The sequence below is a fragment of the Tamlana sp. 2_MG-2023 genome (assembly GCF_030548465.1).
Classification (GTDB): Bacteria; Bacteroidota; Bacteroidia; order Flavobacteriales; family Flavobacteriaceae; genus Pseudotamlana.
Window position 1 is genome coordinate 108,447 of sequence record NZ_JAUOSF010000008.1, and the last position, 19,005, is coordinate 127,451.

General features: G+C 36.4%; 15 protein-coding genes. 5 read left to right on the plus strand and 10 right to left on the minus strand.

Annotated elements, in window-relative coordinates; translation table 11 throughout:
* Window positions 1–20 precede the first annotated feature (20 nt).
* Together Q4566_RS13715 and Q4566_RS13720 are read left to right on the plus strand one after the other, a co-directional pair.
* Window positions 21–902 (plus strand): family 16 glycosylhydrolase, encoded by an 882-nt coding sequence (locus Q4566_RS13715; RefSeq protein WP_303422235.1) that lies wholly within the window; start codon window positions 21–23, stop codon window positions 900–902.
* 28 nt (window positions 903–930) lie between these two features.
* A complete protein-coding gene (locus Q4566_RS13720; protein WP_303422237.1) occupies window positions 931–2,226 on the plus strand; it encodes a family 43 glycosylhydrolase in 1,296 nt (431 codons plus the stop codon).
* A gap of 75 nt (window positions 2,227–2,301) precedes the next feature.
* Here the strand turns inward: Q4566_RS13720 and Q4566_RS13725 are convergent, their stop codons facing one another.
* Together Q4566_RS13725 and Q4566_RS13730 are read right to left on the minus strand one after the other, a co-directional pair.
* Complete coding sequence (locus Q4566_RS13725) at window positions 2,302–3,723, minus strand: family 43 glycosylhydrolase (RefSeq protein ID WP_303422240.1); 1,422 nt, start codon at window positions 3,721–3,723, stop codon at window positions 2,302–2,304.
* A gap of 106 nt (window positions 3,724–3,829) precedes the next feature.
* On the minus strand, window positions 3,830–5,350 hold the full coding sequence (locus Q4566_RS13730) for an arylsulfatase (protein WP_303422242.1): 1,521 nt from the start codon (window positions 5,348–5,350) through the stop codon (window positions 3,830–3,832).
* Window positions 5,351–5,706: 356 nt separating this feature from the next.
* Between Q4566_RS13730 and Q4566_RS13735 the strand changes: the two genes are divergently transcribed.
* The 3 genes from Q4566_RS13735 (at window position 5,707) to Q4566_RS13745 (ending at window position 10,115) form a co-directional block, all read left to right on the plus strand.
* Window positions 5,707–8,241 (plus strand): right-handed parallel beta-helix repeat-containing protein, encoded by a 2,535-nt coding sequence (locus tag Q4566_RS13735; RefSeq protein WP_303422245.1) that lies wholly within the window; start codon window positions 5,707–5,709, stop codon window positions 8,239–8,241.
* 3 nt (window positions 8,242–8,244) lie between these two features.
* On the plus strand, window positions 8,245–8,934 hold the full coding sequence (locus Q4566_RS13740; RefSeq protein WP_303422248.1) for a fibronectin type III domain-containing protein: 690 nt from the start codon (window positions 8,245–8,247) through the stop codon (window positions 8,932–8,934).
* Between the two features lie 509 nt (window positions 8,935–9,443).
* Window positions 9,444–10,115 carry a T9SS type A sorting domain-containing protein gene (locus Q4566_RS13745; RefSeq protein WP_303422250.1) on the plus strand — a complete coding sequence of 224 codons (672 nt, stop codon included), beginning with the start codon at window positions 9,444–9,446 and terminating at the stop codon, window positions 10,113–10,115.
* A 121-nt stretch (window positions 10,116–10,236) separates the two neighbouring features.
* On the opposite strand, the gene Q4566_RS13750 is transcribed toward Q4566_RS13745, so the two are convergent.
* From Q4566_RS13750 to Q4566_RS13785, 8 genes are all read right to left on the minus strand, one after another.
* Window positions 10,237–10,956 carry a 3-ketoacyl-ACP reductase gene (locus tag Q4566_RS13750; protein WP_303422252.1) on the minus strand — a complete coding sequence of 240 codons (720 nt, stop codon included), beginning with the start codon at window positions 10,954–10,956 and terminating at the stop codon, window positions 10,237–10,239.
* Between the two features lie 21 nt (window positions 10,957–10,977).
* Window positions 10,978–12,504, minus strand: coding sequence for a Dabb family protein (locus Q4566_RS13755; RefSeq protein WP_303422254.1), 1,527 nt, complete (start codon window positions 12,502–12,504; stop codon window positions 10,978–10,980).
* A gap of 39 nt (window positions 12,505–12,543) precedes the next feature.
* Window positions 12,544–13,032, minus strand: a complete 489-nt coding sequence (locus Q4566_RS13760; protein WP_303422256.1) for a heme-binding protein — start codon at window positions 13,030–13,032, stop codon at window positions 12,544–12,546.
* A gap of 84 nt (window positions 13,033–13,116) precedes the next feature.
* Window positions 13,117–13,689 carry a Crp/Fnr family transcriptional regulator gene (locus Q4566_RS13765; protein WP_303422259.1) on the minus strand — a complete coding sequence of 191 codons (573 nt, stop codon included), beginning with the start codon at window positions 13,687–13,689 and terminating at the stop codon, window positions 13,117–13,119.
* Window positions 13,690–13,753: 64 nt separating this feature from the next.
* Window positions 13,754–14,794: a cytochrome-c peroxidase gene (locus tag Q4566_RS13770; protein WP_303422262.1), complete on the minus strand. Its 1,041-nt coding sequence runs from the start codon at window positions 14,792–14,794 to the stop codon at window positions 13,754–13,756.
* A gap of 152 nt (window positions 14,795–14,946) precedes the next feature.
* On the minus strand, window positions 14,947–16,341 hold the full coding sequence (locus Q4566_RS13775) for a c-type cytochrome domain-containing protein (protein WP_303422265.1): 1,395 nt from the start codon (window positions 16,339–16,341) through the stop codon (window positions 14,947–14,949).
* Window positions 16,342–16,357: 16 nt separating this feature from the next.
* A complete protein-coding gene (locus Q4566_RS13780) occupies window positions 16,358–17,464 on the minus strand; it encodes a twin-arginine translocation signal domain-containing protein (RefSeq protein WP_303422268.1) in 1,107 nt (368 codons plus the stop codon).
* A gap of 9 nt (window positions 17,465–17,473) precedes the next feature.
* Window positions 17,474–18,988 carry a DUF1501 domain-containing protein gene (locus Q4566_RS13785; protein WP_303422270.1) on the minus strand — a complete coding sequence of 505 codons (1,515 nt, stop codon included), beginning with the start codon at window positions 18,986–18,988 and terminating at the stop codon, window positions 17,474–17,476.
* Between the last annotated feature and the right edge of the window lie 17 nt (window positions 18,989–19,005).

The following is a 19,005-nucleotide window of genomic DNA, read 5'->3' on the forward strand; positions in this document are numbered from 1 at the left end:
AAACTTTTAAATTTTAAATTATGTCAATAACACCCAAACACGTAGCTTTAAGTCTGTGCCTTTTAGTATCCAGTACCCTTTTTGCTCAAAAATCGCCTTACTTTATAACTGGAGAAGATCCAAAAGCAGACAATCAGAAATGGAAATTAGTCAAAAACATGTCTGATGAATTTAAAGGTAAAAAAGTAGACGAAAAGAAATGGCAAATTTCTGGTCAAGGTTGGATTGGCCGTGCGCCAGGTTTGTTTCAAGCCGAAAATATTAACGTAAAAGATGGAGCACTACACATTACTACAAAAAAATTACCAAAGCCAATTATTAAAAACAATAAAACATTTACGCACGGTGGTGGATATGTAGGATCTAGGCATGCCATGACGTATGGTTATTATGAATGTGAAATGAAAGCCAACAAAACGTTCATGTCATCTACATTTTGGTTAATCAATGAAAAAAGCGAACTGGAAGGATGCGACAAACGCACCACCGAATTAGACGTTCAAGAAACGGTTGGTCAAATAACAAATCCTGCAAAATGGATGGAGAATTTTGATCAAGCGATGAATTCCAACACCCACAGTAGAAACATTCCTGAAGGTTGCGATTACGAAAAAGGAACAAGTAAAGCGAGCGCGCTTACTAACGGAAAAACCTATGATGGTTTTCATGTATATGGCGTTTGGTGGAAGTCTAAAGACGAAATTATTTTCTATTTAGACGGCAAAAAACAAAAAACAGTCACGCCTCCGGCCGATTTCGATATCGAAATGTATTTAAGAATGGTGGTCGAAACCTACAATTGGAATCCCGTTCCTGAAGATGGTGGCATGAATGGCACGGAAGCAGAACGTACCACGACCTACAACTGGGTAAGATCCTGGACGTTAGAAAATAGTAAATAAACATTAATACCATAATAAATAATCAAATATGAAATCATACAAATCCTTATTATTGTGTTCCGCATTATCAGGCTTGTTATTTACGGCTTGTAATTCAGAAACAGAAAAAAAAGCCCCCACAGAAAGCCCAAAAACAACCGAATACAAACCGTTTCCTTTTAAATTACCAAAGGAAAAACCAGCTCAGCCACTGAGCAGAGCTATGGAACGCAACTACGACACCTATAAAGCCTCGCGTCCAGAAGACAACGAATTGTACACGCAGTTTAAATATACCGAATTAAAAGGCTTCGACTACAATAATCACGACGGTACGATTAGCCGCCGTGACCCTTCGAAAGTTATTTTTGAAAATGGAAAATATTACGTGTATTACACCTATCGCGAAACAGAAACCTCTCCTAAAGGCGCTAAAGCGAGCACAGAAACCATTCCTTCTGCCGATTGGGATTTAGCCGAAATTTGGTACGCGACCAGCGAAGATGGGTTCACTTGGGAAGAGCAAGGTGTAGCCATCCCTAGACCACCTAAACCGCAATTAGGACACCGTTCGGTTTCTACAGCAGACATTTTAAAATGGAACGGAAAATTTTACATGTACTACCAAGGTTTTAGTGAAGCCAGTGGTACACGAGGCGACGACTGCCCAGTTTTAATGTCTTATGCCGATTCGCCAGACGGCCCATGGACTCCAACCAATAAAGTCGTAATTCCGAATGGTCCAAAAGACACTTGGGACCAATACTCTATTCATGATCCTTACCCACTGGTACATAATGGAAAAATTTACTTATACTATAAATCTGATTTCGATGGACAACCCGATTTAGTGCGTATGCAAGGTTTAGCCATAGCTACAGATCCTGCTGGACCTTTTACGAAGAGCCCTTTGAATCCTGTTTTAGCTTCCGGTCATGAAACCACTATGTTTCCGTTTAAGGAAGGGATTGCTGCCCTAACTATTCGCGATGGTAATGAACATTATACGGTACAATATGCCGAAGATGGCGAGAATTTTGATGTGGCCGCTATTGTAGAACTGATGCCTGCTGCTGCAGGACCGTTTATTCCAGATGCTTTTACAGATACAGATTATGGTCGTGGAATCACTTGGGGACTTTCTCATTTTACGAACGCCACCACTTGGGCTCAAAATCATGCTGTTCTAGTGCGTTTTGATTGTGACCTCAGTTTAGATGTAAACGATCCTGCGATGAAGAAGCATCATGTTTACCACCGTCCCGATGTGTATTATCGTCAAGGTTTGGGTCAAAAACAACGTGAGCGTATTGCAAAAGAAAATGAAGCTTTAAGAAACAAGTAAATCTTAAACAAACTCTATTTTCTAAAAAATTCTAAAAGCACCTTTTATCAGTTTAAAAGGTGCTTTTTTCAGCTTCTATTCTATCCTTATATAATCTATTTCCCAAGTTCCTGATGAGGTATTTAAAAACTCCAAGCGTAGTCGCTTCAAACTAGACGGCAAATTGCTTACCGCATCTAAATTTAAAGTATAGGTTTTAAACTCTGTATTTTGTGGTTCTAAAGAAATAGTATGAGAGGCTTCTTCCAACCAATTAATATTCGGAAAAGACCAGAACCTTGGAACATCTGTTTTCAGCGAAGCAAAAGACACTTTCAGTTTTGTAGCAGACGTCTCATTCTTTAATTTCAAGGTTAAGACACGCCCTTTTATATCGGTAGTTGCCCAATTCGCACTTTCAATAATTGGTTTCTTACTTGAAATCTCCCCTCTAAGCCTTCCTTCATTTGTCCATTGCACCTTATCGGTATCAGCCGGAGAACGCCAACCCATCCTGGTATGATCGAACTCCCAAACACGTCCTCCACTTTCTGGCACAACAAAATCACTTTTTAAATCTACAGTACCATCGGCATAAAAACTCATAGGTTTCAGCATAATGCCACGATAAAACATACTAATATCATGAAATTCATGCACCACGTACCATTGGTCTTCCCAATTAAAAATACTGCCGTGCGCTCCAGAATAGAAATCCCCTTTATAGGCATAAGGTCCGTGCACATTATCCGACATGGCGTATTGATTTCCCCAAACCAAATAATAGTGTCTATCGCGCTTAAAAAGCGTCGGTTTATCGTCTGTATAATGTGTTGAACCATCTGGATTATACACGGTAACCTTTTGAGGTTCATCTGCCAAGGATAACATATCGTCGCCTAAAGTAGCTGTATAATAGGTACCACCTCCCCACATAATGGTATACACACCGTCTTCCTCGAAAACTTCGGGGTCGTAAGAATTAGTAGGTGCTAAACCTCTAGGTAATAATGGTTTTCCTAAAGCATCTTCATAAGGCCCTCCTGGTTGATTGGCCACCATAACACCCGTATCGAAATTTCTATTGGAAAAATACCAATAATATTTTCCGTCTTTCTGGGCAAAATCTCCTGCCCAACAGTTGGCCTCTGGTCCAAAATAGGTGTCGTTTGGATGAATTACCGTTTCTTTAACCCAGGTTTTTAAATCGTTAGTAGACCATATTTCCCAGCGATCCATAGTCCAATCATACTCTATGTCCCACGACTGGTCGTGCCCCATTCCTAAGTATAATCTATCACCAACCTGCATAACATGAGGGTCTGTTAAACCATGTTCCGGAAATATATTGGTAATTTTCACAGGATTCTCGTCTACCTGATGTACGATTTTATTTGGAAATTGAAGTTCGGTTTTACAGCAATCGCAATTGGATTGTGAAAAACAGCCTATAACATTAAATAGTAAAAGACATAAAAACATACTCTTCAATATGCCATTCATTTTAATTCGTCTCATTTTAATTTTTATTTATGTTCTAGTAATAGTTCGTAAACTTGTTTTAAATTTCCTTTTATGAACTTGAATGTTAGTCAGCATACAACAGAATTCACCAAAACTTGTTCTAATGAACCGTTTTAACCCCAGTATCTCTGGTCTCATTATAGAGTTTAAATAAGCGATCAATCTTATCCGTATACTTTGGATTAGCGATTAAATTCTCGCTTTCCTTTTCTGTGATATTGATGTTTAGGTTAAATAATGCCTTGGGCGCTCTTGTTTTTCCCGTTTTGTCTTTTTTATCGAAAGCAATAATCAGTTTCCAACCATCTTTTATAATAATGCCTTCCTTACCTGTTCCCGATTGCAACATTAAAAACGGATGCACTGCTTTATTGGTATCTCCTAGAAAAACAGGTAATAAATTGGCAGAATCTTTTAATTGATTCTCGTCTAAACTTTGATTGCTTAAAGCCGCTAAAGTTGCCATAATATCAACACCGATAATAGGAACGTTTGAAGTCGTATTAGCTTTTATTTTCCCAGGCCATGAGGCTATAAAAGGTACACGGTGTCCACCTTCATAAGCTTGATTTTTACCACCACGATAAATAGAACTAGATTGGTGACCTGCTTGCAAGGTTTTCGGTCTTAGCAAGCCGCCATTGTCCGATGTGAAAATAATTAGCGTATTGCTATACACCCCTTTTTCCTTTAGCGTATTAATAAGCAGTTCCATTTGAACATCTAATTCTTTAACCATATCTAAATGCTTAGATGGCGTTGTTCCTGCAATTTTAGTACCATTCAATTCATCTGAAGGTGTATGCGGTAAATGCACAGCTTGTGTACAGTAATACATAAAGAATGGCGTTTCATCTGAAGTATTTTCAATAAAATTCACCGCCTTATTAACCAATAATTTCCCCGAATGATACGGATTCCAATGGCTATCGCCTAAGCCTTCCTTTTTATCCAATTTAACATGAAGCGGCGTCATTTTTTCTTGAGTGATTAGTTCAATTTTTGAATCTTTATGTAAAGGCATCATCTCTCCATTTTCGTATACCGCATAAGGTTCGGCTTGTATTCCTGCGGGATACATAAAACTATAATCAAATCCGTTCTGCACAGGCCCTTTATCAATTACCTTAGAAATATCCACATCGGTTTCATGTTCTTTTCTAGGTGACCTGTACACGGTATTGGCATCGTCTTTTCGGGCAAAATCCATTCCGAAGCCCCATTTTCCGAAGAAGGCCGTTTGGTACCCCGCTTGTTTCATTAAGCTACCTAAAGTTAACTGATTGGCTTCTATAGGTGAGGGTTGGTAAGACCCCCATACCCCCCAAGGCGCATAACTTCTATAACAATTATTTCCGGTCATCACGGCATAGCGAGTTGGAGCACATAAAGCTGCCGGGGAATGCGCATCGGTAAAAATCATGCCTGCTTTGGCCAGTTTATCTAGGTTAGGTGTTTCAAGAATAATATCTTTTGAATGTTTTTCTCGATAATAAGAAATATCACCAACACCAATATCATCTGCTAAAACCACAATAACATTGGGTTTTTCTTGAGCTTGAATTTTTATCCCACAACTAATTATGGCAACTATAAGTAAAATATTTTTTCTAATTATCATCTTGTATATTTCATTTTTAATTAGAAGTAAAATACCAATTATCTCACGATTTTATAAAGACGCACATCTTATTTTATAGAAGAAATGTTTAGAGTTACAAAAATCAACTTTCAGGCCTCCCCCTCTAACATAGCGGCAATAGACAATACCTCAACACGAACATAAATCACCATATATAAGCACTTTAAAAACACAAAACAACACATATGAAAACCAAAATTAACCATTTGGTATATAAATAAAAAGATATGTAATACTGCTCCATGATACACTTATTTACTTTTGGATCAAAACTAATTAACATGTTTAAAATTACTCAAATTTATCTTTGTCTGTTTTTTTTGCTACTTAGCTCAATGGCTTTTGCAAAAGATATTTACGTGGCTACAAATGGAAATGACACCAGTGGTGACGGCACAATAACTAACCCCTATAAAACTTTCAATAAAGCTATATTAGAAATGTCTGCAGGTGATGTTTGTATTATTAGAGGAGGTGTATATGAGCAAGAATTAATCATTAATAAAGATGGTTCTGCTAACAACTTTCTAACCTTTAAAGCGGCAACTAATGAAAATGTTGAAATTAGAGCAACATCCGTAATTAATGGTTGGCAATCTCATAATGGCAATATCTACAAGACTACTGTAGATATGGCTATTGATAGTCGGTTTAGAGCCATATATCATAATAGTGAATATATGGATTTAGCTAGGTGGCCTAATAACTCAGACAACAACCGTTGGACTGTTGATTGTGCTCCTGTAACCGATGGCGATGGCTCACATTTTACAGTAGACAACATTCCTGATATTGATTGGTCTGGAGGTATGGTCTATTACCTAGGAGCACACTCTGGAACCAGTTGGACAAGAACAATAACTTCTAGTACAACAAATAGAATAGATTATACAGAGGTAGATATTACTAAATGGCCTTTTACGCCACATAATCCAACAGAATGGAGGGATTATCCAGGTAACAATAGAGGTCAATTATACTTATTTAATAAATTGGAGGCTTTAGATTCTGCTAATGAATGGTTTTATGACGACACGACCAATACGCTTTATCTACAAACTGCCAATGGTACGATTCCTGGTGATGATACTGTTGAATATGCCAGATCAAAATACATTTCAGAATTAAATGGAGACTACATTAAACTTGAAGGTTTAAACTTTTTTGGAGGTAGTGTAAAAATCCATAATAACGCTGATAATAACCAAATATTAAATTGTCAAATAATTCATGGTAGTGAAGGATTAGATGATCTTACGAATACTTCTGCTCAAGTAGGTGAAGCATCAATTGAAATTCTTGGAGATAATACTTTAATAAAAGGTTGTACTATAGATCATAGTTCTGTGAGTGGTATAATTATAGCAGGTTGGGCTGCCGAAAATTGCACTGTTGAAGAAAACTACATCAGTAATATCAATTATATAGGCATTCATGCATCGCCAATTAGAACCAGCGCCAATTACATGAAAGTACTAAAAAACACAATAACTAATGCAGGAAGAGATGGTATGTATGTGGCAGGTTCTAATTCTGAAGTGGCTTATAACGATGTTTCAGGATCGCAACAAATAAATAGTGATTCTGGCGTATTCTATACTGTTGGAAACTCCAATTTAAAAAATAATGAAATCCACCACAACTGGTTCCATGATGCTACTGCTCCCGCTTATTCTCACAATCCTGCTGATCCTGGAAAAGCTGCAGGAATCTATCTAGATAACAATAGTAAAGGTTACACCGTTCATCATAATGTTATTTGGAATGTATCTTGGAGCGGTTATCAAGTAAATTGGAATAACACCAATTTAGATTTCTTTCAGAATACGATTTGGAATGCGGAACGTGCCATGGACTCTTGGGTAAATGGGTATACACAAGAAAATAATAAGATATACAATAATTTTTCAAAAAATCCAGATTGGTTTAGTCAAACGCCTACAGATTTTGACATACAAGACAATATGATTTCAAGTGAATCGCCTTTTGAAGATGCAGATAACCAAAACTTCATGCCTTCCTCTGGAAGTGCTGTGATAGATGCAGGAAGAGAAATTTCTGGATTTACCACAACGTTTAAAGGTAGTGCTCCCGACATAGGTGCGTACGAACGACTAGGTACCAGGTGGACTGCAGGTGTAAACGCTATTGAAGACACTGGAGATGGACTCCCAATATCTATATATGATATTCAATTTACAATTGAATCAACAACAGAAACATGTCCTGATAAAAATAATGGAGAAATTATAATCTCTGCGGATATCGAAGACGATTTCATAGTTAATTTTAATGGAAACGACACCAGTTTCACGAAAGATGTATCTCTAACAGATATAGCGCCCGGCAATTATGACTTGTGTATTTTTATAAATGGTGAAACTGAAGGGCAATGTTTTAACTTCGAAATTAAAGCAGCAAATCAGATTACTAGTAAGTCTACCTTAGGAAACAAAATACTGTCTGTTAATATTGAACAAGGAACAGCGCCTTATAGTGTTTACATAGACAATCAGATGGTACATGAAACACATGATCAATCCTTCTCTATTGACGTTAATCAAGGAGATGAGATTAAAATAAAATCTAGTAAAGATTGTGAAGGTGAAATCATCAAGACCATTGATTTTTATGGTAATATCATTTCTTCTCCTAATCCAACCAGTGGCGATTTCCAATTCTCATTACCCGTTAATGACGGTGAAGTTTATATAGAAATTTATGATGTTTACGCACGATTAATTTCATCTAAATTATATGTTATTGAATCAGGAAAAATAAACCTCAGTTTAAAAAATCAACCTTCAGGAATATACTTCGCTAGAATTATGAGTGAAACCCCTGTAAACGTTAAAGTAATAAAGAAATAAGACATGAAAAAAATAAGTTTATTAATAATAATTGGAGCTTTAATTGTGGCATGTTCAGGAGGAGACGATACCGTTGCACCTAAAGAAAACCAAGCCCCTATAGTAGTCGATCCATTAATTTACCCCACAAATAATTTATTGTGCACTACAAATATTATAGATTTTGAATGGAGTGCTTCTACAGATCCCGATGGTGATACTATCAATTATTTGCTAGAAGTTTCTCAAGACAATCAATTTGCATCTATAGACCAATTTTTTACGGTTAACACTACTTCTAAATCTGTTACTTTAGAAAAAAACACAGTGTATTACTGGCGCGTTCAAGCTAAAGATAGTCAAGGTTTAGCTTCTGAATATTCAAACACTTTTCAGTTTTATACTGAAGGAGAAGGGGAAATTAACCATTTACCTTTTACACCCCAGATAGTGGCTCCTGAGTTAAATTCTATGCTCTCTGAAGCCTCAATCAACCTACAATGGGATTGTACTGATGTTGATAATGACCCTTTAGTTTATGATGTCTATTTTGACAACGTTTACCCACCTGTAAATAAAGTTGGGAATAATCAGAAAGATAAATCTTTAAATGTAAACTTAAGCGCTGCTACGAATTACTATTGGCAAGTTATTGCAAAAGACAGTAAAGGCGGAGAATCTATTAGTCAAATTTGGAGTTTCAGCACCAATTAATAGTTTTTTTTGATTTTTAAAAAGTAGTTTAAAAAAGTCTTAAATAATTTAGCACTTTAGAATGCCCCCAAAATGTTAAACACAATTTGGGGGTATTTTTATGTCTAGAAAATTAAAATACACTCTATGGATTTGTTACCACAAAGCAACAGTTTTTAATAAAGGATACATATTTTCCATAACGTATTTTTATTTCATATTTGAAAAATTGAAGGGATAGGGAATACAAAAAAGTGTATCTTTTTAAACCATTGAGGTTACTAGAAATCCTTGTCAACAAATGACTAATGTCCTCCTTTATAGTCTACAAAAAAACTTCTTTAAGGACAAAACAAATTTACATTTAATTAGTTTCAATTCGTTAATTTGTTGTTCAAACAGACTAATTCTAAACCAGTTAGAGAAACTTTTCTCAATAAACATATGGGGCACTATTTTAACCATACCTAATACTTATCAAAAATGAATAAAAGTAATTTTATCATATTATTAACTAAACTTTTTTAATTATGATTAACAAATTACTTTTAAGTGTTACACTGTTTGCAGTAACACTAATGTCTTACGCGCAAACAACTTCTCTTGCTATTACAGAGATAAATGGAATGACACCTGATGACTACAAAGCTACTTTAACAAATGGAAATTTAATAGAAGGGGATAATTTAACCCTAACTGTTGAATATACCAATGTGCAATCCCATACTAATTGGGGGTGTGTTTGTATTCGAGCAAGATTTATTGAAGATTATGGTACCATTGCTAATGCTCCAGAAACAGACACTCCTGTTACTACAAGTACTAATATGCAAACCGCAACCGTAAATATTACAGTTCCTGATGTCTCTAAAGATATTGACCCTGCTCGAATTCAAATTTATGCTGAAGATGAAACAGGGAGCAATAAATTCTTATATTTAAATCCAACTTTTACAATCCAGGATTTAGCTACTTTATCTGACGAAGATTTGAACAAGGAAAATTTAACTTCTACATTTTATAGTTCGAATAGAGATGCTATTGTAGTTAATGATAAAATTGACGGTACTTTTACTATTTTTAATCTAATGGGGCAAGCTGTTTTAAAAGGTAACATCAGTAATGAAATTAGCCTTACTAATTTAAACACAGGCTTGTACATATTTTCTACTGAAAACGGGAGTTTAAAATTTGCTAAATAACACCGATAATACAAGCCCTTTTAATTTAAAAAAAGGATTTAACTAGAATAACTTTTAGCGAAAAAAGACCGAAATTAATCGGTCTTTTTTTATTCTATCCATCAACTAATTTCTGATGCAATTATGGATTTGTAGACCACAAAGCGGCACTTTTCAGCATAGCCCGTCTAGGTAGGTTTAAACCGGCTACAATTAATTCGGCGAAATCATCGGGCTGCAAAACAGAATCTTCCGAACCTTTTGTGGCAATACCCGCTTCAATAGACATATCAGATTCTATGGTGCTTGGCGTTAAAGTAACCACTCTAATATTGTTTTTTCGAACTTCTTTCATCAAAGCTTCCGACATGCCGATAACGGCGAATTTAGATGCCGAATATGCCGATGTTGTTGCATTACCCGTTAGACCAGCCGTTGAGGACACATTAATAATATCGCCTTCATTTTTAGCAATTAAATGCGGTAAAACTTCCTTAGTAACATAATACATTCCCATCAGGTTGGTTTGGATAATTTGCGTCCATTGTTCCACAGGCATATCCATAAATGAACCAAAGCTCCCAATCCCTGCATTATTTACTAAAATATCCACGCCGCCTAGGCTGTCTATAATAGTTTTAATATTTGATTTTACCTCCTCGTAATTTCCAACATCAAAGACGGCATATATAGCTTTAACACCAAAAGTTTCTAACTCGGAAACGGTTGCTTTTAAAACCGATTCTTTTCTCCCTGTAATAGCGACATCCACTCCTGCCTTAGCAAAAGCAAAAGCTGTTGCCTTACCTAAACCGCGACTGCCGCCTGTAATTATTGCTTTTTTATTTTTTAAACTGCTCATCATGCTTTGTTTTTATCTTGTTTATTCAGCTGTCCAATAATCCATAACAACAGCATCTGCAAATAAGGGGCCATAGGTATTCACCAAAGCAAGATGCGCTTTATGAAATAAATATTGCTCGCGCGCATGTTCATCTTTAAAGGTTATTACAAACGAATGGGTTAATCCTTTGTCGTGTTTTTCGGTACTATCATTTTCTCCCCATTCTAAATGTGCAATGGCTGGTATTTCATTTTTAAGGTTTACAAAGGCTTGAACTGCTTCCTCAACTTGCGCTTCGCTGGCTTCGTCTTTGTATTTTAAATGGACCACATGCTTTATCACCTTATTCCCTCTATCTATTTTCGGTGCAATTTTGTAGGTGACTACTTTCCCAAAATCAAATCGATTAGACCCTGCAATTAAAAACTGCTCGTCTCCAATTTGATGTGATCGCAATCCGTAATAAATGGAAAAACCAGTTTCTAAATAGTTTATCGGACTTAAAACACCATCTTCGTTTAGTTTACAAAGTTGTATACTGGCATCATCTCTAGTACCTACTGCAAAAATGGCTTCTGTTCCGTTGGTAGAAACCAATTCAATGCGCGTTTGCCCTTGAAGTTTGGTGTTTTCATCATCTTTTAAAACATAATGCGGCACCAAAGCACCTTTGTTATTGATTTTAAAAACCGAAACCGCATCACCGTGATACACAAAATCGGTATTTTTTATAAATCCGTTTCTTTCGTAGTATTTATGATGTCTGTGCCCCACAACAACGTAGTGATTATTACCTAAAGTAACACCTGTAACAGGATAAGCGCCTGTTAAATATCTATCGGTGGTATTGTCGCTAATATTATTTACATTTTTGAATGTACCATCGTTATTCACCCTAAAACTACTCACCCCGTTATCCTGAAAACCACTGGTGTACAAATAGGTTTTTCCTTTTATTTTATGAACAAACATGCCTATAATACCATCGGTATGGATCTTATCGTCGTCTTGCATAGACTGCACGTGGGTTAGACTACCATCCTTATTAATTTTAAAAGCACTTAGTCCTGGTGTTTCCAATTCTAAACCACCTGCAAAAAGGTAAGATGCATTTTTCATATGCACCACCTGAAGCGTAATACCAACCGCTAAATGTGTGTCTTCGGTATCTTCAATTTGTGCAACACGTTCTAAAGAGCCACTATCTAGAATTTTAAAAGTCTCCACGACATTACCATGCTTATTGGCTACAAAAAGAAAATCTGTTTCGCCAATTTTATCGGCAACCATACCGCGTGCGGGCCCTTTTTGTTTGTAAAGTTCATGGTTACTGATGGGTATAAGTGTCCCCTCTTTATCCAAACTATAAACATCTACATTGCCTACACCGCCAACATAAACGAAATGCGCCCCACCCTTTTCATAGCTTGTAACCGAAACGGTGTTTTTTCCTGAGATGTTTTTAAAATCTTGTCTGTAAAGCATCAAATTTTCAGAAACCTGTGCCACAGAAATTTCAGCTAAAAAAAGTAATGCCAGAAATATGCCTTTGCTAATCGTTTTCATAATTTTAATCTATCTTATTAGTTGTTTAAAATGTGTTGATTATTCTAAAATTGCAGTTGCTCCCGCTTTGGCAATAGCTCTATCTTGATCGATAGTTCCGCCACTAACTCCTATGGCTCCAATAATTTTATTGTTTTTATCTTTTATAGGAATACCTCCCGGGAACGTCATTAATCCTCCATTAGAATGTTCAATATTGTAAATAATGCCTCCAGGCTGTGTCCATTCTCCTAATTTCCCTGTATCTATATTAAAATAACGTGCGGTTTTAGCCTTTTTGATGGCGACATCAATACTGCCTAAAAAAGATTCATCCATTCGGATAAAAGCTTTAAGGTTAGCACCAGCATCCACCACGGCAATATTGACTAACACATGATCTTTTTCTGCCTTTTTCTTTGCTACCAAAAGCGCTTTAAAAGCTTCATCGTGGGAGATATCGTTGCTTATTTGAGCATTTACTGTGTTTGAAGATAGTACTAGTGTTAAACTAAGAACACTAATTCGGAATAGCTTAATGACATTCATCTTTTGGTTTTTAAATTTGTAACCCTACAAAAATCAAAAACGAGTTAGACAAAATAGTTGAACTTGTTCAACTTCCTAAAAAAATCACCCTTGTTTTTTTATTTTACTTAAAAATTCATGGGTTATTCCTAAGTAACTTGCGATTTGCTTATCTGTAAGTTTACACACGATATTAGGATAAGTTGTTACAAAATGCACATAACGTTCTTTAGCCGTAAGGGTATTGTTTCTAATTAAACGCCGTTGCCAAGCGACTAAGGCTTTTTGCGACATGATTCGGAATAGTTTTTCTATAATAGGAAGCGATTCATAAAGCTTTAATTTATCTTCTCGACGAATTAAAAGCACCTCACTATCCTCTAAAGCTTGAATATTTAAATTGGATGGCGTTTGATTCAAAAAACTATCAATGTCCATTAACCACCAATTTTGAGCTGCAAAATACAAGTTGTTTTCATTTCCTTTTTTATCGATGGTAAACACTCTAAAACAACCAGAAACTACAAAGCCTTCATACTTATAAATACGTCCTTGAGACAGTAAAAACTCCTTCTTTTTAATGGTTTTGGACGTAAATGCGTTACAGAAATTTTCTAAATCTGAATGGGATATTTCTATGGTTTGGTTAACCTGATTTTTTAGTAATTGGTAAGACATAATTTAAATATAATCAAAACAATTGTAAAGCTATATTTTTTTTCACATGTCAAGAGCTAGACCTCTAAATATCACCACCAACAGGAAGTTTACTTGGGACTTCTTTAGGAATGGTTTTATCGAAACTATCGTCATTCAAACTATTGAAAAAAGAAATAATAGGTTTCATATCCATAACTTTTATGTCTACTTCTTTTAAAAGCGGATCTAACTTTGCCTTATCAACCTGATCGTTTTTAGAAAGCCCGGAAGATAAATCTTTATAAAATTGAAGCACGTCTTCTAAATCTTTAAAAGTACCATTATGCATATAAGGTGCTGTACTACTAAGGTTCCTTAAACTAGGCGTTCGAAATCCGAAGTTTTTTTCGAAGCCATCGTCCACATACCCTAGTTTTTCATTTTCTGGAACTCCTAAAACATGAATTTTATAATCGGAAAACATAGGGCCTGAATGGCAGTTGGTGCATTTTGCCTTTTTAAACAGTTGAAAACCTGTTTTTTCAGACAAAGACAAAGCGGTAGAATCGCCAGCCATATATTGATCAAATCTGGAATTATTGCTGACCAAACTGCGTTCAAAAGCGGCGATGGCTTTGGCTAAGTTTGTACTGGTAATGGCTTCTGAAGTTTCAAAAACTTTTTCAAAATGCCCTACATATTCGGGTATGTTTTGCAAGCGCTTTACAATGGTATCTAAAATAATGGCTTCTGAAAAATCGTGCCCACGCATCTCTTCAAATGTTTTAATAGGAAGCAAAGCTTGCTCTTCTAGACTTTGAGCGCGTAAATCCCAAAACATAGGTGCTTTCTCCGGATGGTAGGCTCCAGAGATTTCTATACCATTAAAAGCAGCGTTTAAAATACTCTGTGAATTTCGTTTTACAAAAGGAATATCATTATCGGTTTTGAATCGCCTTTTTGAGCTCAATCCTACGCCATTAACGCCAATGGAAAGATCTATTAATTCGGCATAGCCAAACTCAGGATGATGGCAGGTGGCACAAGCTACATCTTTATTTCCTGAAAGAATAGGATCATAAAACAACAATTTCCCTAAAGCCACTTTTTCGGGCGTGGTGGGGTTATCTTTAGGTGAAATCACCTTTTTCGGTAAGGGAATATAAACAGTATTATCTACTAAAATACCGCCTTTGCTCTTTTGGCACCGCAGGAAGCCAAGTGCCAAAAGAACACTAATAAAAAACGTATATACTAGATTAGATTTTCGCAAAATAATTTATAGCATCTCTGGTGTTAAATACCAAAAACAACATGTAAATTTTGTTTGGTTTCTTCATCTAAAGCAGCCATATCTTCTGGTTTTAATGCTGTTTTCCAAACATAAACGTTTTTAAGATTTTTCATTTTACTTAAATACGCTAAACTTGCTTTTGTAATTTTCGTACTATAAAGGTTAATACTTTTTATACTTTGGTTGTTTTCTAATTTAGAAATACCAGCATCTGTAATGGCATTATTGTTTAGATTTAACTTCTGTAAGTTTTTAAACTGACTAACCGTTTGTAACTGAGCATCGGTAATTTGGTTATCTTCGAGGTTGAGCCAAATTACATTGTCTTTTATTTTTAAAAGTTTTTCGAGTTTTTCATCCATAGTTTTTGGATTGCTTTCGGTTACTGTTTTTGCTGGTAACACAACTTCATAAAGATTAGAATCGAATGCCAATTCCGAAACTCTAAAACCTTCAGAAATTAAATCTTTTATTAGATTTTCATCCACTTTACTAACCGTTGGCATAGCGCCACCAGTTGCATGTTCTTCCGCAGAAAGCCCTAAATACGCCGCAGCAAAACCTAAAACATTTTCAGGCGTTTCTACGGTTCCTATAGTCGTTTTAAAGCCAGCTTGACTGCTATCAATCCAATAGCTAATAATAGCAATTTCTTCTTCTGTTAAAGCTGTTTTTCCTTCAGGAGGCATAAAATCATCATGGTGCGGCTGGAGTAAAACACGTTTTATCATTTCAGATTTCAAAGCACTTCCGGGCACTAATACTTGCCCTGATTTTCCTCCTTGGAAAATGGCAAGTGAATCGGCTAAAGACAAGCCACCTTTCTTCTTACTTTCGTTATGACAACTCGTACATTTACTCTCTAAAATAGGCTGAACCAAATGCCCATAAATTTGCGCATCTTCTATTTTGGTTACAGCGACTAATTCCTTTTTTTCTGTTTGACCAAAGGGTGCATATTTAGTTAAATAATCACTTCCATGAGTAAGATTACCACCATAATGCCCCGTAACACTAACTAAAATTACAATTAACGTTAAAGCGGAAATATTTGCTTTTACCTTGTGGCTTTTTGAAATTTTAAGAATGTCTGTACGCACCAACCAAGCCAGCAAAACAAGAAAAGTGGTAAAAACTCCAAACCAAAAATGGCTGTCCAACATGGCTGCATCGTAATCCCCGCTTAGAGACAGCATATACCCTAAAACGCAGGCTATTAAGGCTGATAAAAAACCTAGTAAAAGTGCAAAAGGCACGGCAGTGTTTAAGCTTTCAAATTTCTCTTTTCGCGCTACTATTTCGAGTAAAAAGGCGAACATTAAAATACCAATAGGAAGATGCACCACTAAAGGATGAAAACGTCCTAAAAACAGAATAAAATCTGATGTTTCGTTCATAATTATATCTTAATTTTTATACCCGTTCTAGTTTAAGTGGCGCTGTTTTGTTGGCGTTCCACTGGCATATATATAAATTTTTGTCTTCGTCTACACACACATCATGGCCGTGTAAAATGGGTTTGTTTTCCAATTGGTAAGACTTTTGAAGGGTTCCGTTTTTATATTCTGGAGCCGTTCCTCCTGGATTTGACACCACTGTATCACCTTCCAAAATGGTAACAAAACCAGTATGCTCTTTCCATGTTGTTTTTCCAACTTTAGGTTGTGACCAACAAACACCTGCGTAGAGGTTATTATCGTCAAAAACTGGGCGGCAAACTTGCATATTGGGCAAGTGTAAGGTTTTAACATATTTTCCATCTAGTGTAAACCATTTAAAAGATTGCTCGTTTCTAGACGTGCACACCACTAAAGGATTATTTTTATCTCTGTAATCTATCGCAACACCATGGGCATTACTTAAATTATAGTTGGTATCTACATTATCTTTTCCGCCCCAGTGTCTTATATATTCCCCTTTTTCATTGTACTGAATGATATAATCCATACCATAACCATCGGCCACATAAATATCGCCATTAGGACCAACAGCTGTTTCCGTAGGACAAAAATGATCGCCTGGCTTGTACACTCCAATGGTTTGTGGGTGGCCAATATCGAATACTACACGACCATCGGTAGTGGTTTTAGAAACACGACCATTATGTTTCGTCCATTTTCCCAACTTATTTAAGTACCAGCCAGAATCGGTTAACAACAGAAAATCTTCACCGCCTTCCTTGGAAAGACTTAATCCATGTCCGCCAGGATACGCCGTACCCCAATAATCCAATAGTTTACCAGATTTATCAAAAATTAGTATATTATTTTTAGGATGATCGCCCATCATAATCAGTCGGCCTTTACTATCCATCACCATTTCATGACAGTTAAGGATGGGATTTCGAATGGAGCTTATTTGCGCCCATTCGCGATGGACTTTATATTGGTAGTCACCATGACCAAGAATTTCATCCTTTGGTGCAGCATTACCTAAAATATTAAAACCAAAAGATGGTGTGGAAGCTATAGCTGCTGTAGCCAAGCCAGTTTTCTTTAAAAAATTTCTTCTTGTAGACATGCTGTTTTCTTAGGTTAATAAATCTTTTACCACATGACCATGCACATCGGTTAAGCGATAACGGCGTCCTTGGTGTTTAAAGGTTAAACGCTCATGGTCTACACCAACTAAATGCATTAAAGTCGCATGAAAATCGTGCACATGCACTGGGTCTTTGGTTACGTTGTAACTAAAATCATCGGTTTCACCAAAACTGAAACCAGGCTTCACTCCTGCTCCGGCCATCCACATGGTAAATGCTTTTGGATGATGATCTCTACCGTGGTTTGTTTTTGTAAGTTGCCCTTGTGAATACACGGTTCTTCCAAATTCGCCACCCCAAACAACCAGTGTATCATCAAGCATACCTCGTTGCTTTAAATCTTTGATTAACGCAGCAGTACCTTGATCTGTTTTTTTACATTGGTTTTTTAATCCGCCAGGACAATTATTGTGTTGGTCCCAACCTTGATGGTATAATTGCACAAATTTCACTCCTTTTTCCAGTAACTTTCTAGCCATTAAACAATTGGCAGCATAAGTACCTGGGTCTCTACTATCCTTACCATACAATTCAAAAATATGGTCTGGTTCATCCGATAAATCGGCCACTTCTGGAACCGAGGTTTGCATTTTAAATGCCATCTCGTACTGCGCCATTCTCGCTTGAATTTCGGGGTCTCCGTAAGCATCTTTTTGGATATCATTTAATCCACCAAGATAATCTAACATATGTCTTCTATCATTACCGTCATAATTCTCAGGATCACTTAAATACAACACAGGATCTTTACCAGATCGAAATTGCACCCCTTGATGTTCGGTAGGTAAAAAGCCATTCCCCCATAAACTCGCTTTAAGGGGTTGTCCTTTTCCATTTTTTGAAACCAAAGTAATAAAGGTTGGTAAGTTTTCATTATCCGACCCTAAACCATAACTTAACCAAGAACCTATAGAGGGTCTACCAGGCAATTGATGCCCCGTTTGCATAAAGGTTATGGCAGGCGTGTGATTAATTTGATCGGTTTGCATGCCTTTCATAAAACATAAATCGTCTACCACTTCCGATAAATATGGCATCGCATCACTAACCCATGCTCTAGATTCGCCATATTGTTTAAAATTGAAGGTAGATGGCGCAATAGGCAAAGTACTTTGGCTACCACTCATCCCAGTTAAACGCTGTCCGCCAATAATAGATTCTGGTAATTCTTTACCAAACATGTCCACTAATTTGGGCTTATAATCAAATAAATCCATTTGTGAAGGTCCTCCACTTTGAAACAAATAAATAATGCGCTTTGCTTTAGGCAAATGGTGTGGTAATCCTAATCTGTTTTTGTTATAATTATCTAAAATTAAGTCTTCGGTTGATTTGCCGCCTGTCGCACCAAACATTTTTTCGGAACCAAGTAAGCTCCCTAGAGCAATAGCACCAAGCCCCAAAGAAGTTTTCTTTAAAAAGTGTCTACGGTCAATTTGCCTTTCCAGCTTTTGTAAATCTCTATTGCTAGATGTTAATTTATTGTGGTGATTATTACACATAATGTCTTTCCTTTAGT